This is a genomic window from Nibrella saemangeumensis, assembly GCF_039541915.1.
In the GTDB taxonomy this organism is placed as follows: domain Bacteria; phylum Bacteroidota; class Bacteroidia; order Cytophagales; family Spirosomataceae; genus Nibrella; species Nibrella saemangeumensis.
In genome coordinates, this window is the sequence record NZ_BAABHD010000032.1 from 198,577 (window position 1) to 223,478 (window position 24,902).

Annotated in this window: 15 protein-coding genes; 7 read left to right on the top strand and 8 right to left on the bottom strand. The window is 55.1% G+C overall.

Annotation, left to right across the window (positions count from 1 at the left end; genetic code table 11):
* Positions 1-230: 230 nt before the first annotated feature.
* A complete protein-coding gene (locus tag ABD949_RS17530) occupies positions 231-2,789 on the bottom strand; it encodes a TonB-dependent receptor (protein ID WP_345245295.1) in 2,559 nt (852 codons plus the stop codon).
* 247 nt (positions 2,790-3,036) lie between these two features.
* Here ABD949_RS17530 and ABD949_RS17535 point away from each other — a divergent pair, with 247 nt between their 5' ends.
* On the top strand, positions 3,037-3,816 hold the full coding sequence (locus ABD949_RS17535; RefSeq protein WP_345245297.1) for an oxygenase MpaB family protein: 780 nt from the start codon (positions 3,037-3,039) through the stop codon (positions 3,814-3,816).
* Between the two features lie 15 nt (positions 3,817-3,831).
* On the opposite strand, the gene ABD949_RS17540 is transcribed toward ABD949_RS17535, so the two are convergent.
* Positions 3,832-5,625 (bottom strand): M61 family metallopeptidase, encoded by a 1,794-nt coding sequence (locus ABD949_RS17540; RefSeq protein WP_345245299.1) that lies wholly within the window; start codon positions 5,623-5,625, stop codon positions 3,832-3,834.
* A 170-nt stretch (positions 5,626-5,795) separates the two neighbouring features.
* On the opposite strand from ABD949_RS17540, the gene ABD949_RS17545 reads away from it, so the two are divergent.
* A complete protein-coding gene (locus tag ABD949_RS17545) occupies positions 5,796-7,574 on the top strand; it encodes a DUF885 domain-containing protein (RefSeq protein WP_345245301.1) in 1,779 nt (592 codons plus the stop codon).
* 70 nt (positions 7,575-7,644) lie between these two features.
* Positions 7,645-8,712 carry an NADH:flavin oxidoreductase/NADH oxidase gene (locus tag ABD949_RS17550; RefSeq protein ID WP_345245303.1) on the top strand — a complete coding sequence of 356 codons (1,068 nt, stop codon included), beginning with the start codon at positions 7,645-7,647 and terminating at the stop codon, positions 8,710-8,712.
* Here the strand turns inward: ABD949_RS17550 and ABD949_RS17555 are convergent.
* From ABD949_RS17555 to ABD949_RS17575, 5 genes are all read right to left on the bottom strand, one after another.
* Entirely contained in the window at positions 8,709-10,013 is a 1,305-nt protein-coding gene (locus ABD949_RS17555; RefSeq protein WP_345245305.1) for an erythromycin esterase family protein, read from the bottom strand. The genes ABD949_RS17550 and ABD949_RS17555 overlap by 4 nt on opposite strands.
* A gap of 54 nt (positions 10,014-10,067) precedes the next feature.
* Positions 10,068-11,327 carry a glycoside hydrolase family 2 TIM barrel-domain containing protein gene (locus ABD949_RS17560; protein WP_345245307.1) on the bottom strand — a complete coding sequence of 420 codons (1,260 nt, stop codon included), beginning with the start codon at positions 11,325-11,327 and terminating at the stop codon, positions 10,068-10,070.
* A gap of 133 nt (positions 11,328-11,460) precedes the next feature.
* Positions 11,461-13,011 carry a sulfatase gene (locus tag ABD949_RS17565; RefSeq protein WP_345245309.1) on the bottom strand — a complete coding sequence of 517 codons (1,551 nt, stop codon included), beginning with the start codon at positions 13,009-13,011 and terminating at the stop codon, positions 11,461-11,463.
* 81 nt (positions 13,012-13,092) lie between these two features.
* Positions 13,093-14,436: a glycoside hydrolase family 2 TIM barrel-domain containing protein gene (locus ABD949_RS17570; protein ID WP_345245311.1), complete on the bottom strand. Its 1,344-nt coding sequence runs from the start codon at positions 14,434-14,436 to the stop codon at positions 13,093-13,095.
* 23 nt (positions 14,437-14,459) lie between these two features.
* The gene (locus tag ABD949_RS17575) at positions 14,460-15,806 is read right to left on the bottom strand and encodes a sensor histidine kinase (protein ID WP_345245314.1); all 1,347 of its coding nucleotides are present in this window, start codon (positions 15,804-15,806) and stop codon (positions 14,460-14,462) included.
* A gap of 217 nt (positions 15,807-16,023) precedes the next feature.
* On the opposite strand from ABD949_RS17575, the gene ABD949_RS17580 reads away from it, so the two are divergent.
* Both ABD949_RS17580 and ABD949_RS17585 read left to right on the top strand, forming a co-directional pair.
* Positions 16,024-18,357, top strand: coding sequence for a glycosyl hydrolase family 28 protein (locus ABD949_RS17580; RefSeq protein ID WP_345245316.1), 2,334 nt, complete (start codon positions 16,024-16,026; stop codon positions 18,355-18,357).
* Between the two features lies 1 nt (position 18,358).
* Positions 18,359-20,299, top strand: coding sequence for a DUF4350 domain-containing protein (locus ABD949_RS17585; protein WP_345245318.1), 1,941 nt, complete (start codon positions 18,359-18,361; stop codon positions 20,297-20,299).
* A 57-nt stretch (positions 20,300-20,356) separates the two neighbouring features.
* Here the strand turns inward: ABD949_RS17585 and ABD949_RS17590 are convergent, their stop codons facing one another.
* Complete coding sequence (locus tag ABD949_RS17590; protein WP_345245320.1) at positions 20,357-21,373, bottom strand: LacI family DNA-binding transcriptional regulator; 1,017 nt, start codon at positions 21,371-21,373, stop codon at positions 20,357-20,359.
* A gap of 282 nt (positions 21,374-21,655) precedes the next feature.
* Here ABD949_RS17590 and ABD949_RS17595 point away from each other — a divergent pair, with 282 nt between their 5' ends.
* Positions 21,656-23,185, top strand: coding sequence for a tagaturonate reductase (locus ABD949_RS17595; protein WP_345245322.1), 1,530 nt, complete (start codon positions 21,656-21,658; stop codon positions 23,183-23,185).
* A complete protein-coding gene (locus ABD949_RS17600; protein ID WP_345245324.1) occupies positions 23,182-24,834 on the top strand; it encodes a UxaA family hydrolase in 1,653 nt (550 codons plus the stop codon). The genes ABD949_RS17595 and ABD949_RS17600 overlap by 4 nt, the downstream gene beginning before the upstream one ends.
* The last annotated feature ends 68 nt before the right edge of the window (positions 24,835-24,902 follow it).

Sequence of the window (24,902 nt, forward strand, 5' to 3'; positions counted from 1 at the left end):
ATACTGTAAACGCATGAATATAGAGATAGAAGATCCTGCTGCCTACACCGGCAGGATTAACATATCGATTCCACCCAACTGCTGTAGTTGACTCAGGAGTTGGCGCGCACCCGTGACATTGAAGACGTCTCTGTTGAGGATACTTAGCGCCGGATACGTTTTTTTAACGGTTGCTAATCTAGTCTGGTTTATACCGGTGATCTCTGGCAGGCCGGATTATTCCATCCAACTCAAAATCGAAGATTCAGCTTTACGTACCAGAACGCACCATTGCTGCCCATCTGCACCGGATCCCAGGCACCACCTGATTCGGTGAGGGTGGGATCGTGGAGGTTCGGGTAGGCGTTGAAGATATTGGTGCCGCCGAGCGTGAGTCTCACCTGATTGGTCAACCGGTAGCCGACCGAGAGATCCGTGGTGATTCGTGGGGTATAAACATCGAGAACGGTAAGAGACGGATCGCCTTCGTAGACATTGTAGTTTGCCAGTTCTACCTGCCCGAAGCGAATGGCGCGGGCAACGACCGTCCACCGGTCGATACTGTAATCCAGCGTCAGGTTGATTTTTGACGGTGGGGCGGAGGCCACCACGAACCGGCGTTCGCGTTCGTCAAAATAGGTATCTTCTTTACCTCGCAGCCGCTCGTTGGTTTGGACGGCATCCACCGTCAGCCGGTTAAAGTTGGCCGCCAGCGTGGTGTTGAGCCGCCCCCGGCCGAGGGTAGCACTATGCGCCAGAATCACATCCAGCCCCCGCGTGGTAGTCGAGATGGCATTGGTGAAGAACTGGGCCTGACCAACGCGCAGCGCCTGCAGGTCGGCTCCAATGTCGGGGTCTTCGTTGGTAAAGGGACCCGTCAGGACCACCCGGTCTTTTACCTTGACCAGGTAGCCGTCCACCGTTACCGTAAAATTAGAGGCCAGCCGGCCCGTAAAACCAACGCTCAGGTTCTGGGAGGTTTCCTGTTTGAGGGCCGGGATGCCCAGCTTCTGCGTAACGGCGCTGTTGTTTCTGGCCAGCAATACCTCTACCGGTTGCCCGTTTACGAAGTTGGTGAAGGTGGAGTTAAAGTAGATCTGCGCCAGTGATGGAGCCCGGAAGCCGGTGCTGGCCGTAGCTCGTAACGTGAAGTTGTTGCTCAGCCGTAGCCGCGTTGAGAGTTTGCCGTTTACAGTACTGCCAAAATCACTGTAGTTTTCAAACCGCACCGCTGCGCCCAGCATAAACGCCCGGGTAATATCGGCTTCGGTATCAACGTAGATACCCAGGTTGGTACGGCCCTGGTTGATAGCGTCGCCCGGTTGGTAGCCAGGGAAACCCTGCGAGCCACCCGGTTTGGTCGGATCGTAATTCCGGTACGAGCCTTCTTCCCCGGCAAAGATCAGGTACCGCTCCGCCCGGAACTCACTGCCGAAGGCGATGTTAAGGCCTTGTAAGGTATTCTGAAAATTGCGTGTAAAATGCAGGCCGGTTACGTTCTGCTGCAACTGGAAACCGCCCGCATCGAAAGAGGTAGGGGAGGTAGCCCCCAGTGAGGTATTCAGGGTGTTGTTAACGGTGTACTGGAAGCGGTTGCTGCCGAATACGTTGCCCAGATCGATGTTCCACCCTTTCCAGGTGCCCCGGATGCCGGCGGCAATGGAGCCGTCGAGAATGTCGCTGGAAATAATAGGATCGAAGCCATTGGGGTAGATGGCCGGTACGTTCCGTTCGCTGTCGGCAAAGCGGGTCCAGGCGTAGGCATCACCCTTACGGAAGTTCAGCCCGCCAAAGGCGTAGATCTGAGCGTTGGCGCTGACCGGAATGGCGGAGTTGGCGTAGAACGAGGTGTTCTGAACTTTAGGATCGCCGTACTGCCGGCGGGCAATGTCACTGGCTACGTTGGCCCGCTGGGTGTGGTCCCGGAAGTTGTGATCGGCGGTCAGGTTGAGGAAGCCCTCCTGACCGATACGCAGGCCGTAGTTGGCGTTGACGTTTACGTTGGCCCCGTCGAATGCCCGATCATCGAACCGGTATTTGGCCTGGTACATGCCGTAGTTGACATTGCCGGTAAATTCATTGACGTTCGACTTCAAGACAATGTTGATCACCCCGGCAATGGCGTCGGAGCCGTACTGGGCCGATGCCCCGTCGCGCAGAATTTCGATACGCTCGATGGCAGCCGCCGGAATGGCGTTCAGATCGGTTCCCGTATTGCCCCGGCCGCGGCTGCCGAACAGGTTCACCAGCGATGACTGATGCCGGCGCTTTCCGTTGATCAGCACCAGTGTCTGATCGGGACCCAAACCCCGCAGGGTAGCGGGGTCTACGTGGTCGGCCCCGTCGGAGCCGGTCTGGCGGTTGGAATTAAACGAGGGGGCGGCAAATTGCAGGAGCTGGTTCAGGTCCAGTTGCCCGGTTTTGGCCGTTACCTCCCGGATATCGATCAGGTCAATGGGGGAGGGGGAGTCCGTTACCGAGCGGTTCAGGTTGCGGGAGCCTACCACGTTCACCTGGGCAAGCGTGTTGGTTTCTTCCAGGGTAGGATTGATCGTAGTCTGGCCGTTTACGGGCACTTCGAGCCGTTGAAAGCCGACATACGAGAAAACCAGTACGGCATCGGCGGAGCGGGTCGTGATCTGGTACTGACCGGCCGCATTGGTAGTCGTGCCGTTGTTGGTGCCTTTTTCGACAACGGTGGCACCGATCAGCAGGTCGCCCTGCCGGTCGGTTACCCGGCCGGTGATAACCTGCTGGCCGTAGGTGGATAGCGATAAAAAAACCAGCGCAGCGAGTAGTAGATTTTTCATGGTTTTCGTGTTGGAATCATATGAAAGTAGCACAAAACACGTTTTATGCAAAACATTCGGTGCGTTTCGGTGACATTTTTGAACCAACGGTCATTCGGTAAGACCATTCCTCACGAAAGTTGCCCCGATTACTCAATAAATTCTTAATTCTGTGGTCGGCAATTCGGCCAACCAACCGGAATTTACCGGCTTCATCAACTGTTTATAGATGTAGTATATAGGGAAAAAGCTATCCACATCCTAAACTATGCAGTACTTTGTTCGACCCGACTCCGTTGTCAAGAGCATATGGGGAGATGCCGACGTCATTCTGCTGATTTTTGCCGGTTCGGCCGGCGAATTTGCTCTGAACCGGGCCGTCGACTGGTTATTTTTTACCGGAAAGCTGCCGGCCGACCCCATCGGTCGTTTGTTCTCAACCGTTCGGTACGCGCAGGAAATTGTGTTTTCGGATAAAGAGTCCGCCGAACGGGCCATTGCCCGCATCCACGCCATTCACGGGGGCGTCGAGAAAAGCAGGGGGCAGCGGATTCCCGACTGGGCGTACCGCGATGTGCTGTATATGCTCATTGATTATTCGGAGCGGGCCTATCAACTGCTGCACCGGCCGCTGACGTTGTCGGAAAAAGAAGAAGTCTACGATGTCTTCCGGCGAGTGGGCGAAGGATTGCAAATACCCGATCTGCCCAAGACCTATGCCGACTGGCTGGTGGACCGCCGGAGCCACATCCGGCGCGACCTGGCCTACAGCATTTACACCAAGCGGCTCTTTGAGCGTTATCGGGAAGAGTTGGGCCCCTGGCGGTACAACCTGCTGTTACAATCCCAGTCGCTGCTGGTGCCGGAGCGTGTTCACCGCCTGCTCGACCTGCCGCCGAAACCGCTGCTGGCATCAACCATGTGGCTGTATAAAGTACTCAACCGGCTCGGACTGCGCTCTATGGTGCAGCGGGCGTTGCTGCCGGCCGAGTACCTGAAAGACATTCGAAATCTGGACCGTGAGGTGGTTAGTACCCCGGATTTGTGATCCGGGGTACCCAGCCTACAGGTTCTTCGCCCACGCTTCCCGCAACCGGAGCTGCTGTGTGGTAGCGTTCGGATCTGGCCGGAATACGTAGCGTTGCACTTCGTCTATTTCCAGCATGGTGCTTTTGACAACATGCTCCTGACCGTCGCGCCGGACGGTGAGTTCATAAGTGTCGCCGGGCTTTAACTGTTTCATCTGGCCGGCAATGGCCTGTACACTGCTCATCGTAACCGGCTGCTGATTAAAGCCGATCCATTCGTCGCCCTCGCGCAGGCCGGCTTTGACAAGCGGCTCTTCTACATTTACAATCTTGAGTTTGCTATCGATAAAGCCGATCTGGAGGCCCAGTGATGGTGTTTTCTCACCGGTGGCAATGGCCGGAAAATACCGGATACCTACTTTGCCGTAGTACTCCTGAAACGGCAGGGGCTGAGCATCCCTGACGTAGCGGGCAAAGAAGTCAGCAATTTCCGGGTACGTCTTTTGCACGAAAATGGCGAAGAAGTCTTTCTCCGGAAACGCTTTGTTAGGGCCGTAGGTGGTCGCCAGTTCGTTGATTACCTCCCGGAGACCCCGCTTGCCGCCGGACAGTTCCAGCAGGCGAATATCCAGCAGACCGGCTACTAAAGCACCACGGTTGTAGATGTTAAAATACTGCCTCTGGCCCTCGTTGGTATAGCAGGTCAGGCCCAGCTTGCTCAGGCTGTAAGTCGTGTCTAGGCTTTTATCGATCTGGATTTTCTCGGTCAGTTCGCCCAGGTAGGTGTCCGTATCCATGATGCCGCCCCTCAACTGCATGGCGTCGCTGGCCCACTCGGTTACGCCTTCGTACAGCCACAGGTGTTCGGAGGGAGTAGGGGTGACAAAGTTGAACTGCTCAATAATTTCACTGTGAATATTAAGCGGGGTGACTACGTGGAAGAATTCGTGCGCGGCTATCGAGGTGACCTTCTGAGCCAGTGCGGGGGTGAAGTCTGCTTCTTCCATCACATACTCCGAGCTGTACGAGTGCTCCCAGGCCCCCCAGTCCTGATCTTCAAAATGGTACAGGAAGGTGTACCGTTTTACGGGTAGCTTTTTCAGAAACTGACCAGCGGCTGTCAGCATCGCCTGCATATCGTTCAGAAGTTGTGTCGAGGTGATTTTGTCGGTTTTTGAGTACGTGAATACGTCAATCTGCGCACCGGCCACCGTGGTTTCGGCTTTGGTCAGTCGACCGAGTAGGATGGGGGAGTCCACAATATGGTCGTAGTTCCTGGCCAGGAAGTGGCCTTTGGCATTTTTGTCCAGCGCAGTGCCCACTGACCATTCAGCGGGGTAGTTGATCTTTACCTCAATTGGTGTGGCCTGCATACCCGTTGGGTAACCGAAAACACCCTGTCCGTTGATAAGGGCGTGATCTTTTTCAATGGACGTCCCGCACATGTTGTAGGGCTTATGCTCTTTAACCGGCGTATCCCACGTTTCGGCAACGCTGTAACGGATTTCCCGAACCTGAGCGGGCTGGTCTATTTTCCATTGATTCGTAGAAACCTGTTGAGATTTCAGCTCCTTACCCTGCTTATCGAAGGCTTTAAAGCCGCGGACGTAACGGCCAACATCCATAATCTGATACGTGCCGGGTGCCGTGGCCGCAAACTGGTACACCGCGTTTTCGGGTTTAAGGCCATTCACCCGTAAGGTAACCTTAAACTGGTCGTCGGCGCGGTCATTCAGGTTGATTTCGTAGAACAGCGGAGCGGCAGACTGGGCCAGCAGAACCGTTGAGGTAAGGGAGAAAAAGAGAATAAACAGATTGACTTTCTTCATAGAGGTAATACTGGTGTTTGTACAAATGCGTTCAACGAAAATACAGGAAAAGACGCTGAGGGCCTGCCGGATTTGGACAAGTGGAATCATTGACCCATAAATGGCTACGATTGTATTGTTCTCTCCTGTATTTTTAGGCTCCATTTTCACCCAACAACACCGCACCGTTTATGCACCGACTGATTCTGGCCATTACCTTTTTTGCTTCGCTGATGACGTACACCTCCTGCACTAACACCAAAACAGACGAACGGAACCCTGACCTGGCGAAGTTTTTTGATACTTATTTTGAAGAGCGCCTGAAACTATTCCCGCTGGAGGCTACGACCCAGGGAGATGACCGTTACAATGATCAGCTGCCGAATGACATATCGCAGGCGTTTATCGAGAAAACCCGGCAGTTTTACAGCAACAACCTGAAGCAACTGCGATCCTTTGACCGGCAGAACCTATCCGATGCCGATAAAGTCTCGTACGACATCTTTGAACGCGAGATGGAAGTTCAGCTGGAAGGACTGAAATTCCACCAGGAATACATTCCGTTTCAGCAGTTCTGGGGCTTACCGCTCACATTTGGGCAACTCGGCAGCGGTGCCGGTGCGCAGCCGTTCAAAACAGTAACCGATTATGAGAACTGGCTGAAGCGTGTCTCGGCGTTCAAGACCTGGGGGGATACCGCCATTGCCAATTTGCGGAAAGGCATAGAAACCAATATGGTGCTGCCGGCCAGTCTGGTGGTCAAGATGATCCCTCAGATGAATGACCTGGTGGTTGCCGACCCAACAAAAAGCCTGTTCTACGGTCCGATAAGTAACCTGCCGGCGGATTTCAGCCGCGAGGATAAAAGCAGACTGACGGCTGCCTATAAAAAGGCCATTCAGGAAGACATTGTACCGACGTACCGCAAACTCGGTGATTTTCTCAAAAAAGAGTACCTGCCGAAAGCCAGAGCCTCAGCGGGGATCGATATGGTGCCGCAGGGCGCGAATCTGTACACATATCTCGTGAAGACCTGGACAACCACCGACAAAACGCCGGAAGAAATCTACCAGACCGGTCAGAAAGAAGTGTCGCGAATCCGCAGCGAAATGGAGAAGGTGAAGCAGCAGGTCGGCTTTACAGGTACGCTGGACGAGTTCTTCACGCATATCAAAAATGACCCAAAATTGTATCCGTACAAAAAGCCGGAGGAGGTGCTGGATGCCTTTCGGGCTATTCAGGCGAAGATTGAGCCAAACCTGAAGTCGATGTTTACCAAAACGCCGAAGACACCATTTGAGATTCGGCAGACAGAGAAATTTCGGGAGGCTTCGGCGAGTGCGGAGTATAACCAGGGCTCGGCGGATGGCAGCCGGCCGGGTATATTTTACGTACCCATTCCGGACGCCAGCAAGTTCAACATTACCTCGGGTATGGAGTCGCTGTTTCTGCATGAAGCCATTCCGGGGCATCACTACCAGATTTCGCTGCAACAGGAAAATACAGCCTTACCCAAATTTCAGCGCTTTAGCTGGTACGGCGCTTACGGCGAAGGCTGGGCCCTGTACTGCGAGTCGCTGGGCAAAGAACTGGGCCTGTACACCGACCCCTACCAGTACATGGGTGCCTTGGGCGACGAAATGCACCGGGCCGTCCGGCTAGTCGTAGATGTGGGCCTGCACGCCAAAAAAATGACGCGGGAGCAGGCGATTAAATACATGATGGATAACGAGCCGATCTCGGAAGACGGCGCTACGGCCGAAATTGAGCGCTATATGGCCATTCCGGGACAGGCGCTGTCGTACAAAATCGGAGCTTTGAAGATCCGGGAACTGCGGAGTAAATACGAGCAGCAGCTTGGCGACAAATTCAACCTGGCGGCCTTTCACGATGAATTTCTGAAAGACGGTTGTATGCCGCTGGATGTGCTGGAGCGGAAGATGGATGCCTGGGCGGAGCGGGTGAAGTAGCAGCCGATTGCTGAACCGCATTCCCGCTTTGAGAGTTAACTGGAAGATATCTCACTCACAGAAGCTGCTTATGAGTCACTTGTTCAGTCCGCTCACGCTACGCGACATCCAGCTAAAAAATAGAATTACCGTTTCACCGATGTGCCAGTATTCGAGCGAAGATGGCTTTGCCAACGACTGGCATCTGGTCCATCTGGGTAGCCGCGCCGTGGGCGGTGCCGGCCTGATCTTCACTGAAGCGACGGCGGTGTCACCGGAGGGGCGTATCTCCCCCGACGACCTCGGTATCTGGAAAGACGAGCACCTGCCTATGCTGAAACGCATTACCAGCTTCATTGAAGCCAACGGCAGCGTCGCTGGGGTACAACTGGCTCATGCCGGGCGCAAAGCCAGCGTTCACCGGCCGTGGGAGGGAGGCCGGCAGATACCGCCCACCGAACCGCGTGGCTGGCAAACCGTTGGCCCCAGCGCTATTCCTTTCTGGGAGACGGATAACCCGCCCCTGGCGCTCGATCGTGCCGGTATTGAAAAAGTAAAGGCCGATTTTATTGCTGCTACGCATCGGGCGCTGGAAGCTGGTTTTAAGGTAATTGAACTGCATGCCGCCCACGGTTATTTACTGCATGAGTTTCTGTCGCCCATGAGCAACCAGCGGACGGATGAATACGGTGGTTCCTTCGAAAACCGCATCCGGATAGTGCTGGAGATTACCGAATCCGTCAGAGCGGTTATGCCCGAGGGTTATCCGTTGTTCGTCAGGGTATCGGCCACCGACTGGACCGAGGGCGGCTGGACGGCTGATGACTCTGTCGTCCTCTCCGCGATCCTGAAAACCAAAGGGGTCGATGTAATTGACTGCTCTACAGGCGGTAATGTGCCCCGCGTCAAGATTCCGGTGGAGCCGGGCTACCAGGTTCCGTTTGCCGAACGCATCAAAAAAGAAGCCGGTATCCTGACCGGAGCCGTAGGCATCATCCGCACCGCCGAACAGGCTGAAGCCATCATCGCCGATGGGCAGGCTGATCTGGTTCTGCTGGCCCGCGAATTCCTCCGCGACCCGTACTTCCCGTTGCGTTCCGCGAAGAAACTGGGCGATGATGTCAAATGGCCAGTTCAATATGAGCGGGCGAAGGACTAGAACCCAAACGGATACGTCTCCGGCATCTTGGTCTCGTCCGGGTGGAGGTGAAGTGGATGCAGGGCGCGGGTCTGGTCGAGGTAAATGAACGCGTCGTAGCGGTGGTTCAGGACGGTGGGCACATAGTTGCCGTACCGCTCCCGCTCCGGGTGGTACACGACACCAATCGCCCGGTGCGGCATCTCGGTGCTGAAGCGCTCATTTTTGTTAATCCGGTCGAAAATTAGCAGTTTATTGTCCGCTCCTTCCGCGTGCAGCCGTTCTTCGACGCTGCCTTTGCGGGCGGATGGAACAGTCATGACTTCCATCGGCGCACCCCAGCGGTTTCCGGCAATAACCGTTCCTTGGTAGGAGCCAAAGCCGACCAGCACGACGTCTTTCTCCGAATACTGCTCCCGCGCCAGTTGGCCGATGTTGATCATGCCGCTATGCTTCATGTCGGTATAGCGGGCGTCGCCGATATGGGTGTTGTGTTCCCAGACGATTGCCTTGGAGGTTGAACCGTGAAACTGCCGCAGCCGGTTCAGCGTCTCCATCATGTGTGCATCCCGTATATTCCACGATTCATCCGAAAACGAGATCATGCTGCGGTAGTACTTCTCGGCGTTAACGGCTATATGGGCGTTCTGCTCGATGTTTAAGGAAGCTTCGGGCTCATGGTCGTAATACCGGGCTTTGGTCCGGATTTCGCGCAGGAGCTGGATGACCTCATCGCGGCAGGAAGCCGAGCGGTACAGAATCGCCTGGGCGTAGTTCTGGCCTTCTTCGCCATAAGGCTGAAAGCAGTTGATGGCCCGGTGCGCAGCCTGGGCAGCCTCAGGATCCGTCTTTTCCAGATAATCGACAAGGCTCTCCATCGATTCCCAGAGGCTGTAGACATCCAGTCCGTAAAAGCCCACTTTCCGGTCGTTGGCTAAGCCGGTATTATGGCTTTTCAGCCATTCCATCAGAGCGGCAATTTCCCAGTTGGCCCACATCCAGGTCGGCCACCGGTCAAATGTGCGTAGTACCTCCAGGGGTTTGGTACCCGAGTCGGGGTAGCCTTTAACAAAGCGATTGATCTGGTAGCTATCGGGCCAGTCGCCTTCGACAGCGATGAAGGTGAAGCCTTTCTCCTGAATGAGTCGTTTGGAGATGGCGGTGCGCCAGGTGTAATATTCGTGCGTACCGTGCGAGGCCTCACCCAGCATGACACAACGGGCGTCGCCGATGCGATCCAACAGTGGGTCAAGGTCCATGGCGTTGGTTAATCGGTAGGATTGCTTTTGGCTTTCGTCGGTTCTGGCTGAAATTATATCCATAGCGGTCGAGTAGGTTTCGCTGTTAAAACCTAAACGGTACCACTATACGAAGGTTTATTTCTTTACGTAAAAGGGCGTGTTGGCGGTGGCTACGTTGTTGTTGCCATCGGTTACGTAAACGAACAGCCGGTAGGCTCCTTCTCGATCCGGTGTTTTCAGCGTAATCTGTCCGCCGTTTGCCTTAGAGAGCAGACCCTGAACAGTCTCGGGCCGGTTTTCGCGATCACCACCTTCTTTCAGGTCGGTACTCTCGGGCAGCAGTTCCCAGCGGTAGGTAAGCTTATCATTGTCAGGATCGGTAACAGTTGCCTGGGCGGTGTACGTCGTGCCGGGTTGCAAAGTGATGTTGGCTAAGGCATTTTTTCCATCCAGTAACAGCGATTCGATATGCGGAGCGCGGTTCGCTGGCCATTTGCCGGTCCATAGGTACTGCATGACATCAACTACCTCCGATTCTTCGCCTGCTTCGGTAAAGATTCCGTACCAGGTGGGGGTGCGTTCCTGCTTCTGGCCCCACAAAAAAACGTAGGAGCCCAGGCAACGTTCCGTATCGTGTCCCATGGAGGCTTCGTACCGACTTTTGTACACGGCGGCTTTGGCACTGCTGGTTTCTTCAATGGACGCTTTCCAGGCCGTTTGCGGACCTTCCCAGTGGCCGGTCGGTCCCCATTCCGTCACCATGTAAGCGCCTTCCCAGCCCAGATCGCGCACCCGCTTCGGCAGTTGGGGCAGGCCGCCGTAGGTATTGATGGATAGCAGGTCGAGGTCCGGGCATTTGGCTTTGATATAATCCACTTCTTTGGGGTTGATGCCCGCCAGCATTGTCGTAGCCAGATGATTGGGGTCTACCTCATGGATCATCCTGGCGATGTCGTTCACGGCATCCCAGACTTTTGGATTGGTATAATTCAGATTTAGTTCATTGCCGATGCCCCACATCAGCAGGGCGGGGTGGTCTTTGTATTTCTGCACCTCCTGCCGCAGCGTCTGAAGTTGTTTGGCCACGGCTTCGGCGTTGTTGTAGTCGAAGCCATGCCGTTCGCGGGCTACGTTCAGGCCCATGGTAACGGTAAGGCCGTATTTGTGCGCTTCATCGAGAAGCGCCTGCGCGTTTTGGGTACTCCAGGTCCGGATGGAGTTACCACCATAGGCCGCCAGCCGATCGAGGTAGTGGCTGCCGCCGGCTCCTTTAATGTAGTATGGCTTTCCGTCGCGGAATAGCTGGTAGCTGCCGTTGACTTTTCGAAGCTCCACTTTTAAGGCTACGGCTGGTGGCTGTGAAGTGGGTTTGGCGTAAGTCCAGAATTGGCACATTAAGAGGACAAGCAGTACAAGTTGATTACCAGGGTTCTGCATAACGGGGGTAGGGAGTGAACTGGAAACGTAAAGTCGTTAGGCTTTGTAGAGTCTAAAGACCTTAATCCGATAATTTTAATCAGGTGCATTATTAAATGGGAAAGTAGTAGTCTTCTCCGCGGACCTGAATGGTGCAGTTATTGCTATTTTGCCAGCGGGGCGCTCTCATTTCCTGTTTTTCCCAGCGTTCCAGTTCCTGTCTTAACTCCAGAAGCTTCGCCGGGTTCGTACCAGACAGGTCGGTTTGCTCAGAACGGTCATTGGCCAGGTTAAACAGCAGCACCTTTTTGTTTCGCTCATTCAGGTAAAGCTTCCAGTCGCCCTTCCGGAACGCTTTGGAGTAACCACTACGCCAGAAGAACGTATCATGTGGCCGGGCCGTATTTCTGCCCAGGACAAACGGCAGTAAGTTGACCCCGTCGTAGCGCCGGTCGGCCGGCAGTTTTGTTTGGGTGACTGCCGCGATAGTTGCAAAAATGTCGAGTGAGGAAACTGGTTGGTCGTACGTTTTTACGCCGGAAAAAGCCGCCGGATAGTTTATGAAAAAAGGTACCGCTATGCCACCCTCGAAATGCGACATTTTGCCGCCCCGCAGCGGAGCATTATCCGTGGCTCTTGTGTAAGCAGCGCCCCCATTATCACTGATAAATACGATCAGGGTGTTTTGTCCCAGGCCAGCGCTGTTGACCTGTTTAACCACCTGACCCACCGCATCATCAAGAGCCTCAATCATGGCATAATAGATGCGCTCCACGGTATCCTGCTCATTCTGAATGCGGTCGACATACCGTTTTGGCGCCTGAAACGGATCATGGGGAGCGTTTAAGGAGAGTAACAGGAAAAAAGGATTTTGGCGATTGTCGGCGATAAATCGGGTCGCTTTATCAGCCAGCGAAAAGGTCAGATACCCTGTATCATCTACCATGGTTCGCCCCTCACGGAGGGCCGATTCACCTTCCCGTTTTCGCCACATGACAAGATCCGTGAGACACCAGGGCAGACGCTTGTTGACGTAGTCTGCCTCATGCTGGGTGTCCACGTAGCGGCTGCCACCGCCCTGAAAATAGTAGCTATAGTCGAAGCCATGCTGATCTGGAAAAAAACCATCCTGAGCGCCCAGGTGCCACTTACCGATAAAGGCTGTTTTGTAGCCCGCCGGTTTTAGCAGTTCCGCCAGGCTGACTTCTTCCGCCGGAAGGCCTTTCGGAATACGGTTAAAGGCCGTTAAATCAGCGATAGGCTCCGGAATGTTTCCGACCCGTTTCCCATGTTCCTCCAGCAGTCTGCGGCCCTCCTCAGGCAATTGCCTTGGGTCGACTGCATTATGCGGCAAAAATTCATAGCCAAATCGTTGCTGATAACGCCCGGTGATGAGGCCCGCCCTTGATGGTGAGCAGATGGGAGCCGTAACATAGGCCTGGGTAAATCGCACCCCTCTTTGGCTTAGGGCATCGATGTTCGGGGTTTTTACATGGGAACTGCCATACGACGCCAAATCGCTGTAGCCCAGATCATCGGCCATGATTAAAATGATATTGGGTTTTGGGGCCGGTTGAGGAACAGGGGTAACCCGAATAAACGCTGCGAAACCACTCAGCAGCAAAAAGCCGGAAACTACCGGCACCAGTTTTCTGCTTTTCATAGTTTTCCAGGGGTTTGGAGGAAAGTGAATATACAGAAAATTATGGTTTTATGGAAAGGCTATTTATAATGAACGGTACGCTTATTTAAGCACGAAAAACGGCATGTTAGCGGTGGCTACTTTATTCTTACCATCCGTTGCATACACAAACAGGCGGTAAGCGCCTTCAATATCCGGTGCTTTCAGGGTAGCCTGCCCATCAGAGCCGCTGGTCACCAATCCTGCAATGGCAAGGGGTCTGGTTTCGGCATCCCCGCCTTCCGTTATAGCGGTGCTTTCGGGTAGCAGTTCCCAGCGGTAGGTAATCGCGTCGTTGTCCGGATCGGTGACTTTAACGGTTACCGGATAGCGTTGGCCGGGCTGTACATAACTATTTTCCCAGGCCCTTTTGCCGTCAAGCAGCATAAATTCCAGCCGGGGTGCCCGGTTTTGGGGCCAGCTGCCCGTCCACAGATACTGCATCATGTCAACACCCTCCGTTGCTTCTCCGGCTTCGGTAAACAGGCTGAACCAGGTCGGTGTGCGTTCCTGCTTCTGTCCCCAGAGGAAAATATAGGAACCCAGGCAGCGCTCCGGATCAGCTTTAATGGTCGTTTCGTACCGAACTTTATAATCTTCCGCTTTTTCGCGGCTGTTTTGCTCAATGGGGGCTCTCCAGGCTGTCTCCGGTACCTCCCAGTAGGCATTATGTCCCCACTCCGACACCAGATACGCACCCTCCCAGCCATAGTCCCGAACCAGATTTGGGGCCTTTGGCAGAGCGCCGTACATATTCACCGACAGCAGGTCGATAGCCGGGCAGCGGGTTTTTATGTATACGACTTCCGGCTGCGTCAGGTCGGCCAGCATGGTGGTGGTCGGGTGGTTAGGGTCGACCTCGTGGATCATCTTAGCAATGTCATTCACGGCATCCCAGACTTTGGGATTGGTGTAGCTCATATTCAGTTCGTTGCCGATCCCCCACATCAGCAGGGCCGGGTGATCTTTGTATTTCAGCACTTCAGCCCGCATCTCCTGAAGTTGTTTCGCCACAGCTTCGGTGTTGTTGTAGTCAAAGCCAAGCCGTTCGCGGGCCACATCGAGGCCCACCGTCACGGTCAGACCGTATTTCAGGGCCGAATCCAGTTCCTGCTTCGCATCCTGGGTACTCCAGGTCCGGATGGAGTTACCTCCGCAGGCGGCCAGCCGGTCGAGGTACCGGATGCCGCCCCCATTCCTCAGGAAATAACCTCCGCCGGTGATGTAGTAGGGTTGGTTGGCCCGGTAGAGCTGAAAGGTGCCGTTAGACTGACGAAGTTCAACTTTTACGGCCTGCAAACGGACGGGTTCTTCTTGTTCCGGCTGCGGTACAATCTCCCTGTTGCACCCTGATAACAGGGCCATCAGAACCGTGAAACGAAAATATTCCCGTAACGTGTTCAACATGGGGCAGGAGTAGCGGCTTGCCATCAGGCTGGTTGGGGTCTGATCAGCGGCACCACAACGGTAAATTCCTTATCTGTTTCCAGAATCTGGATGTCAGGCTGGTTTAGTAACTTATACTTAGCCGTAATGTTTAGCAGCCCTTTCTGGGTAGAGGTTATCCCGCTGCTGGACCGGCGTTGCAGATTATTGCTGACTGTAAGGGTACCGTTATTGCTGTCTGAATAAATCCGGATGTGCAGCGGGTGATCGGCCGATACAATATTGTGCTTCACGGCGTTCTCCACCAGCAATTGCAGCGTCAGGGGCGGCAACAGGCAATTTTTGCATTTATTGGGAATATCGATGGTGAGATCGAAGCCCTGGCCGTAGCGGGTTTTGAGCAGGTGGTAATATGAGGTAATAAAGCCGATCTCTGTTTCTAGCGTGGTCAGTTCGCGTTCGCTGGTCTGGAGCAGATAGCGGTAGACGGTCGACATTTCATCCACAAACTGCTCGGCCTTCTGCGGCTCATCGGCAATCAGCGACGATAGCGAGTTGAGACTGTTGAACAGAAAGTGCGGACTGATCTGCGATTGCAAGGCCCGCATCCGGACCTCGTTCATCTCCTGCCGGAGCTGCTGAACGGCCAGTTCGGCTTCCAGTTGTTTGCGCTGGTGCTGGTCCCGCTCCCGGTCCAGTGTTTGTTCCAGTACCGCTTTGTTGACGGCCTCCTGCCGGTGCCGGTAGGTCAGGCCAAACGAGAAGAAAATCAGCTCCAGAACAATACCTATCTGCAAGTAAGTCTGCGACGCTTTCCACATGCTGATTTCGGGGGTGGTTGTCGTAATGAAGCCGATCACCAGCGCTAAGATGCCGCCAATTAAGAGCATCAGGGTGCCGGTAATGAACAGCCGGGCGACCGTATCCCGACGCTTGAAAATAACTGCGATCACATACCCGGCAACGAAGATGCTCAGGATTCGAACGACGGCGTTGATAATGACGTGAATCGGCCGCTGCCAGTAGTCGGTCATGAAGCAGATAACCACTTCTCCCAACCAGTACACAATGTATATTCCCTGAACGGTCCGAAACAGTCGTAGCAGCTTCGGGTGGTTTTCGCGCATGTTCAGGAAGACGTTGGCAAAGTCGTAGTAGACAAAAAAGGCCACCATTGACGTAACCACCCGGAAGAAGTAAAAGGCTGCTTCCGAAAGGCCGGCCGTATCGCCCGCAGGCCGGCGCAGGCTGAAGTAGCCGATCCAGATCAGCATGTAGATACTGTATAAACTATGGATTCGGTCCCGGTAAAAAAACCACTGCACCATGTTGAACAGCCACATGGCAATCATCATACCCATAAACAGCAGGAACCAACTTTCGTACGTCATGCTCACTCCGCAATTCTGTCAATAAACGGGGCCGAATCTACGACAATTCGACGGATCAGCGAATTTACCCATTTTCATTAAGGAAGGCCGTCAAGTTGGTCTAAATGGTGGTCTCCGGCAACGTTCCCGGTAACGATTGCGTAAAAAAAGTCAAAGCAATCCTCCCTTTCGTGCTGTTTTAGCCCCAATTTCAACCTGGCAAACCCTTCAATCAGGTATGAAACCGATCCTCCGACTTAGTTTTTTGCTAGTGCTGATGGCCTTCCGGCCCGCCGAGACAAAGCTCCATATATTTCTTATCGGTGACTCCACCATGGCCAATAAACTGCCGTTCGACGCGCCCGAAACCGGCTGGGGTATGATGTTCCCGCAGTTCGTCAACGAAGCGGTGGAGGTGCAGAACCATGCCGTCAACGGCCGCAGCACCAAAAGCTTCCGGACGCTGGGGCACTGGAAAAAAGTCTATGACCAGCTCCAGCCCGGCGACTGGGTGTTTATCCAGTTCGGACATAACGACCAGAAACAGGACGATACTACCCGCTACGCAGCTCCGCAGACCGACTACCGCAAAAATCTGGTGCGGTATATCGAGGAAATCCGGGCCAAAGGGGCCAACCCGCTGCTGCTGACGCCGGTGATGCGCCGGAAGTTCGACGAGAGCGGCCAGTTTGTGGACCAGCACGGCGAGTACCCTGGTGTGGTGAAAGCCGTAGCGAAGCAGTACCGCGTACCGCTGATCGACCTGCACGCCCGGAGCCGGGAGGTGATTGTGCAGCATGGCGTCGACGGCTCGAAGCACCTGTTTATGAATTTTCCAGGAAAGGTGTATGCTAAATTTCCGGATGCCAAAGAAGACAACACCCACTTTTCGCCCTATGGCGCGGCCCTGATGGCCAGCCTGGTGGCCGAAGACCTGCGAGTCATTAGTCCGCTATCTAATTTTCTAAAGCAGTCGCCGTATCCCGGCAAGTATGCCTACGAATTACCGAACGTGCTGGCACCGGCTTTCCGGAAAGATACGTTTAATATTACACGTTACGGCGCCGTAGCCGATGGCGTAACGCTGAACACCCAGGCCATCAACCAGGCAATTGAGCAGTGTAACCGCGCCGGGGGCGGTACCGTGCTGGTGCCGAAAGGTTTCTGGCTGACCGGCCCGATTGTGCTGAAAAACAACGTAAACCTGCACGTTCAGGATGGTGCCCTGGTGCAGTTCAGCCGCAACACGGCCGATTATCCGCTGGTGCAGACCAACTGGGAGGGCGTCGATGCCATCCGGGCACAGTCGCCGATTTCGGGCACGGACCTGGAAAACATTGCCATCACGGGTAAAGGCGTTTTCGACGGGGCCGGAGAGGTATGGCGGCCGGTGAAGAAAAGCAAACTGACGGCCTCGCAGTGGGCTTCGCTGGTGAATTCCGGCGGAGTGCTCACCGCCGATAAAAATACCTGGTACCCCAACGAGCGGGCGCTGAAAGGCGCATCCGCCAAACGGCCGGGGGTAGTGGCCGAAGGCTATACCCTGCAAAATACCGCTGACATCAAAGAGTTTCTGCGGCCCAACATGGTGGTACTGACCCGGTGCAAGCGGGTGCTGCTGGAGGGATCTACCTTCCAGAACTCCCCGGCCTGGTGTCTGCATCCGCTCCTGTGCGAACACATTACCCTGCGCAACCTGACCGTCCGCAACCCCTGGTACGCCCAGAACGGCGATGGTGTCGATTTTGAGTCGTGCCGCAACGGCCTGATCGAAGGCTGTACATTGGACGTGGGTGACGATGGTATCTGTATCAAATCGGGTCGCGATGAGGAAGGCCGCAAGCGCGGGGTACCCACCGAAAACTTCATCGTCCGCAACAATACGGTCTTCCACGGTCACGGTGGTTTTGTGATCGGCAGCGAGATGTCGGGCGGGGTACGTAACCTGTTTGTCTCCAACTGCAATTTTCTGGGTACCGACGTGGGGCTGCGCTTCAAGACGGCGCGGGGCCGGGGTGGTGTTGTTGAGAAGATCTACGTCTCCGACATCAACATGACCAACATTCCCGGTGAGGCCATCCTGTTCGATATGTACTATGCCGCCAAAGACCCGGTGCCGCAGGCGGGTGAAAGCAACGAACTGCCGACCATAGCCGCCCAGCCCCTGAACGAAGGTACGCCACAGTTCCGCGATTTCCATATCCGCAATGTGGTCTGCCAGGGTGCCGAAACCGGTATTCTGATTCGGGGGCTGCCGGAAATGGCGATTAGGAACATTGAAATCGAAAACGCGACGCTGGTAGCCAACGCCGGTCTGGTCTGCGTTGAAGCGGACAATATTAAGTTAAAGAATGTAATGCTGCTGACGAAAGAGAACACGGTAATGAAAGTGCAGAACAGCAAGAACATTACGCTGGACGGCATCACCTATAAGCCCGGTGCCGACCTCCTGCTGAAGATCTCCGGCGACCGCTCCAAAGCCATCCGGCTGGTAAATACGGACGGCACGAAGGCGAAAAAGGAAGTGGAATTCGGCGCAAAAGTTCTTTCCAACGTACTAACCAAGAAGTAAGATGATCGTCCGCATTCTGCTCATTATGCTGCTGGTCAGTGGCAATGTCCTGGCTCAGCAAGTGGCCTGGTCAAAACGCATGGCCGATTCGTTCATCACCTGGCATAAGGACTCTATTGTCATTGGCAACAACAAAACTTCCCGCTGGGATTACGAGCAGGGCCTGATGCTGAAGGCCCTGGAGCGGGTATGGTACCGCACCGGCGACGCCAGATACTTCGATTACATCGTCAAGGACATTAACCACTTTGTCAATGCCGACGGCACCGTCCGGACCTACAAATTTGACGACTTCAATATCGACAACGTTACCACGGGCCGGGTGCTGCTGATGCTGGCGCAGCAGTCGCAGCCGGGCCGGGAGAAGTACCAGAAGGCAGCTCAACTCCTGCGGAAGCAACTGACCGAACACCCGCGTACCAAAGAAGGTGGTTTCTGGCACAAGAAGCGCTACCCATACCAGATGTGGCTCGACGGCCTGTACATGGCCCAGCCGTTCTATACCGAATACAGCGTCCTGTTCAACGAGTCGGCGAACTTCGATGACATTGCTAAACAGTTTGCGCTCATCGAAAAGCACCTGATCGATCCCAAAACAGGCCTGCTCTACCACGGCTACGACGAGAGCCGGGAGCAGAAATGGGCCAATCCGAAAACCGGTCAGTCTCCGCATTTCTGGGGCCGGGCGCTGGGCTGGTACATCATGGCGCTGGTGGATGTGCTGGATTATTTCCCCCAATCACATCCGGAGCGGGCTAATCTGGTGAAATACGTGCAGCGACTGGCCCCGGTGCTGGTGAAGTACCAGGACCCCAAATCGGGCGCGTGGTGGCAGATTGTCGATCAAGGGGGGCGCAAGGGCAACTACCTGGAGGCTTCGGCATCGAGCATGTACGTGTATGGCTTAGCCAAAGCAGCCCGGATGGGTTACGTAAACAAGTTATACGCAGCGGCTGCGCAGAAAGGCTACCAGGGCATTCTGAAGAACTTTATCGAAGAAGAGGCCGACGGTACCATCAGTCTCAATAAAACGGTTAGTGTGGGTGGCCTGGGCGGAACGCCCTACCGCGACGGCAGCTACGAGTACTACCTGAGCGAACCGATCCGGAAAAACGACTTAAAAGGCGTTGGTCCGTTTATCATGGCCAGTGTTGAAATCGAGATGATACCGGAGCTGGGCGTGGGCAAAGGCAAGAGCGTAGGGCTGGACTACTACTTCAACAACGAGTACCGCAAAGGCCTGACGGGTGAGACGGAGCAGTTCCACTACACCTGGGAGGATCGCATGCACTCCGGCTTCTGGCTGTGGGGCAATACCTTCCGCGAACTGGGGACCACCACCAAAGCCATCCCGACCGCGCCGACCGCCGAATCCCTCAATGGCGTGGACGTATACATCATTGTAGACCCCGATACCCCAAAGGAAACCCCGAAACCAAACTATGTGCAAGCCGCAGACATTCAGGCGATCACCGACTGGGTCAAAGCCGGTGGGGCGCTGGTGCTGATGGCCAACGATACCGCCAACTGCGAGACCAAACACTTCAACCAACTGGCGCAGGCGTTCGGCATCCGGTTCACCGACAAAAACGTCAATATGGTGAAGGGTACCCAGTGGGAGCAGGGTAAGGTGAGCATCCCGGCCAGCAACCCGGTATTTAAAGAAACCCGCACCGTTTACATCAAAGAGCTGGCTCCGCTTGACGTAAAATCGCCCGCCAAAGCCCTGGTAACCAGCGGTAGCGATGTCATTATGGCGGTGGCTAAAATCGGTAAGGGCACAGTCTTCGCCGTGGGTGACCCCTGGCTCTACAACGAATATACCGACGGTCGCCGGATTCCCGCCGTCTACGAAAACTTCAATGCCGGTAAAGAACTTGCTACCTGGCTGCTGGAGCAGGCACGCGTAAGTACCCCGGAATTACGTTCCGGTCTTCGCTAATCAGCCGCAGGCTGTGGCCTTAATGCTGTACCCCGAAATTGCATTCCGGGGTACGGTTTACTCCCGAATCGAGGATTCCCGCACTACCAGCCGGGCCGGAATCTTTACCGTATTCGGTGGTGCGGCTTTCTGCTTCCGTTCAATGAGTTCGATCAACCGTTCGGCGGCTAACTGCCCGATTTCCATAGCCGGCTGCACTACTGTACTCATAGACGGCGACAGCAAATCGGCGACGTTGAGGTTGGTAAAGCCAATCAGCGAAACCGTCTCCGGAATGGCTACATTCCGCTTGCGCAAGGCCGCCAGACAACCCAGGGCCAGCCGATCGCTGGCGGTGAAGAACGCATCGGGGGCCGGCGTCAATGCCAGCAGTTCATCCACCATCGGTCCCACGGCATCATCGCCGAACCCGCAGTAACGCACCAGGTCTTCGTCGAACGGCACGTTGTATTTGGCTAAGGCATCTTTGTAGCCGGCCAGGCGTTCCTGCGTGATCGACATCCAGGGCGGAATGGTCAGGTGAGCAATGCGCCGTCGGCCGGTCTGAAGCAGATGCTCTGTCGCTTCAAACGCACCCTGGTAGTTATCGGCTATGATCTTGGGGATGTCCAGTTCACTGGATACCCGGTCGAACTGCACCAGCGGAAAGCCTTTTTCCTCCAGGTCTTTCAGGTGGGCCACATTGGTGGTCTGGCTCGACAGCGAGATTAGCAGCCCGTCTACCTTGCGGGATACCGACTGCTGCACCGTTACCACCTCGCGCTCGTAGGATTCGTGGCTTTGAAAAATAATAACGTGGTACCCCCGGTTGTAGGCGATGGCTTCGATGCCGTTGATGGCCTGTGAGAAAAAGTGATTGGCGATCTGCGGCACAATGACCCCAATGGCCCGGCTGCGGTTTTCCTTTAGACTCAGAGCGATGGGGTTAGGCCGGTAGTTCATGCGCTCGGCATATTCCATCACCAGCCGTTTGGTTTCCGGATTAATTTCGTAGCTCCCCCGCAACGCCCGCGACACGGTCGAGGTGGAGAGGTTGAGCGCCCGGGCAATATCTTTTATGGTTACAGCTTCCACTAGCTAATCTTGTTTTTGTGCAAATTCTAGCTCAGGGTGAGCCTTGGTGCGGTGTTTTCTTTAAGGAGTTAATTTAAGGTAAAATATACTGGAAAGCGGTCCTGATCAGGAAAAAGAAAATTTTGGCAACGTTCCCGACAACGATTGCACAAATAAAACTGCCGCTATTTTTTATTTCCCGAAGATTACCTTGTAAGCTTAGGTATACCAACTGAAGGTCAGGTAAATCCTACTCGTCAATCCATCTTAAAAAAGTGAAAACCATAGGTCTGGAGTAATTTTATGAGCCAGCTTTCATACAACTTTTTGCACCATCAGGCAGCCTCCCCGGCGGAGATAGTTGCCCAGGAGCAGCTAAGAAACCTGCCGGAGCGGGTTTTACAATTTGGCACGGGTGTCCTGCTACGGGGCCTGCCCGATTATTTCATCGATAAAGCCAACCGGCAGGGGATTTTCAACGGCCGGATTGTGGTCGTCAAATCGACCGATGCCGGCGATGCGTCGGCGTTCGACCGGCAGGATGGCCTGTATACGCTCTGTATCCGGGGCGTTGAGGACCGGCAGATGGTGGAAGAAAATACCGTATGTGCGGCCATCAGCCGGGTGCTGTCGGCGAAAAGTCAGTGGGCCGACATTCTGGCCTGCGCGGCCAATCCGCTGATGGAAATGGTGATCTCCAACGTTACGGAAGTAGGCCTGCAACTGGTGCAGGATGATATTCGGGACCAGCCGCCGGTGTCGTTTCCGGGTAAACTGCTGGCGTTTCTGTACGCTCGCTACCAGGCGTTCGACGGGGCCAGAGACAAGGGCATGGTCATTGTACCGACTGAACTGATCCCCAACAACGGGCGGGTACTGGAAGCGATCGTGCTGGAACTGGCGCACCGCAACGAACTGGCCAGTGAGTTCATCGATTGGCTCGAAACCGCCAACGTCTTCTGTAACTCGCTCGTCGACCGCATTGTGCCCGGCCGTCCCGATGCCGCTACCCGCAACGCCCTGAGCAACCAGCTGGGCTACGACGATGAACTATTGACCATTGCCGAAGCTTACCGACTCTGGGCCATTGAGGGCGATGAGCGCGTACAGTCGGTATTGTCGTTTCACCAGGCCGATAAGGGTGTGTTTATCCGGCCGAATATCGACCTGTTCCGGGAACTGAAACTCCGCCTGCTGAACGGTACCCATACGTTGAGTTGCGCGCTGGCCTTCCTCTCCGGTTTTGAGACGGTTCGTGATGCGATGGAAGACGAATGCGTAGCCGCTTTCCTGAGCAACCTGATGCTGGCCGAACTGGTGCCGGGTATACCGTATCCGGTCGATGCTAAAGTGGCGCAGCGGTTCGGACTGGAGGTGCAGGATCGCTTCCGCAATCCTTACATCGAGCACCGGTGGCTGTCGATTTCCATGCAATACACCATGAAGATGCAGATGCGGAACATCCCCACGCTGCTGCATTACTACCGGCAGTATGGCGTGGTACCGCAGTACATGGCCCTGGGCTTTGCCGCTTACCTGCTGTTCATGCGTGCGACGGAAAGCCGGGATGAGGTCTGGTACGGCAACCTAGATGGCCGGGAATACCCGATTCAGGACGAAAAAGCCGGCTATTTTGCCGACCTGTGGGCACGTCAGTCACCCGATACCCTGACGACGACCGTTCTGCAAAACAAATCCCTGTGGGGGCACGACCTGACCCTGCTGCCGGGCTTCGAGGCCGCCGTGCGGGATTACCTGCTGCAAATGCTGGAAAAAGGGGCTTTTGCTGCTGTAGCCACTGTGTTGAATAAGCCGGTACTTGCTGACAAATGATAAAGAACATAATTAAAATACATCCGAACGACAACGTACTGGTAGCCTTGGCGGATTTACAGCCGGGCCAGACGGTGCAGTGGGAGGGAAAGGAATACCCAGTTACGGAAGCCATTCCAGCCAAGCACAAGCTGGCAATCCGGACGTTCGAGCCGGGAGACGCCATTACCATGTACGGCGTACTGGTGGGTAAAGCCAAAAGTCGAATTCCTGCCGGGGGGGCACTGACGACCTTCAATGTCCAGCACGCTACCAACACCTACGCGCAGGCCAACAAACAGATGAACTGGCAGGCACCAGCGGTAGATCGCTGGCAGGCGCGGTCGTTTATGGGGTACCACCGCGCCGATGGCAAGGTCGGTACCGCCAATTACTGGCTGGTGATACCGCTGGTATTCTGCGAGAATCGAAACATTCAGGTACTGGAAGAGGCTCTGGTGAATGACCTCGGCTACAAACGGCGGCATACGTATCAGCGCCAGACGCAGGAGCTGATCGAGATGATGCAGGCCGGTAAAACGGTTGAAGACATCCTGCAGGCCGACCTTCAGAGTTCCCTCGCCGAACATGCCAAACCCCGGTTGTTTCCGAACATTGATGGTGTGAAGTTTCTGGCCCACGATGGTGGTTGTGGAGGTACCCGGCAGGATGCGCAGGCCCTGTGCGGACTGCTGGCTGGTTATATTACCCACCCGAACGTGGCCGGTGCTACGGTGCTGAGCCTGGGCTGCCAGAACGCTCAGGTATGCCTTCTACAGGAAGAAATTCAAAAGCGCGACCCGCAGTTTGCCAAACCCTTGTATGTACTGGAACAGCAGAAAATCGGCACGGAGGAGTCGCTGATCAGTCAGGCGCTGCGGCAGACGTTCGCCGGGCTGATGCTGGCCAACGCCAACGTTCGTAGACCAGCTCCGCTGAGTAAACTGACACTTGGTCTGGAGTGCGGTGGGTCCGATGGATTCTCTGGTATCTCGGCCAATCCGGCCGTGGGGTACACCTCTGACCTGTTGGTGGCCCTCGGTGGTACCGTTATACTGGCGGAGTTTCCCGAACTCTGCGGGGTCGAGCAGGAGCTTTGTGATCGCTGCGTCGATACCGATACAGCTGCCCGGTTTTCCAGCCTGATGCAGGCCTACAGCCAGAGCGCTATTGCCGTTGGTTCCGGCTTTGATATGAACCCTTCCCCCGGCAACATCCGCGATGGGCTGATTACCGATGCCATGAAGTCGGCCGGGGCGGCTAAAAAAGGCGGTACGTCTCCTGTGGTGGCCGTGCTGGATTACCCCGAACCGGTTACGCAGCCCGGCTTGAATCTGCTCTGCACACCGGGTAATGATGTGGAGTCGACCACGGCCGAAGTAGGCTCCGGGGCTACTGTAGTGCTGTTTACAACCGGCCTGGGTACGCCAACGGGTAACCCGATTGCGCAGGTTGTCAAGCTATCCAGCAATACCGCGCTGGCCCGCCGGATGCCCGACATTATCGACATCAACACCGGTACCGTGATCGACGGTGAAGAGACCATCGAACAGGCCGGCGCACGCATTCTCGATTACATCATTCAGGTAGCCAGTGGCGAACAGGAAGTCAGCGCCGTCCGCCACGGCCAGGACGATTTTATCCCCTGGAAGCGGGGTGTTTCTCTTTAAAACTGTTTCAGGTTTCATATTCCAGGTTCTGCGGAGCCTAACTTGGAACATGAAACTTGAAACCCGAA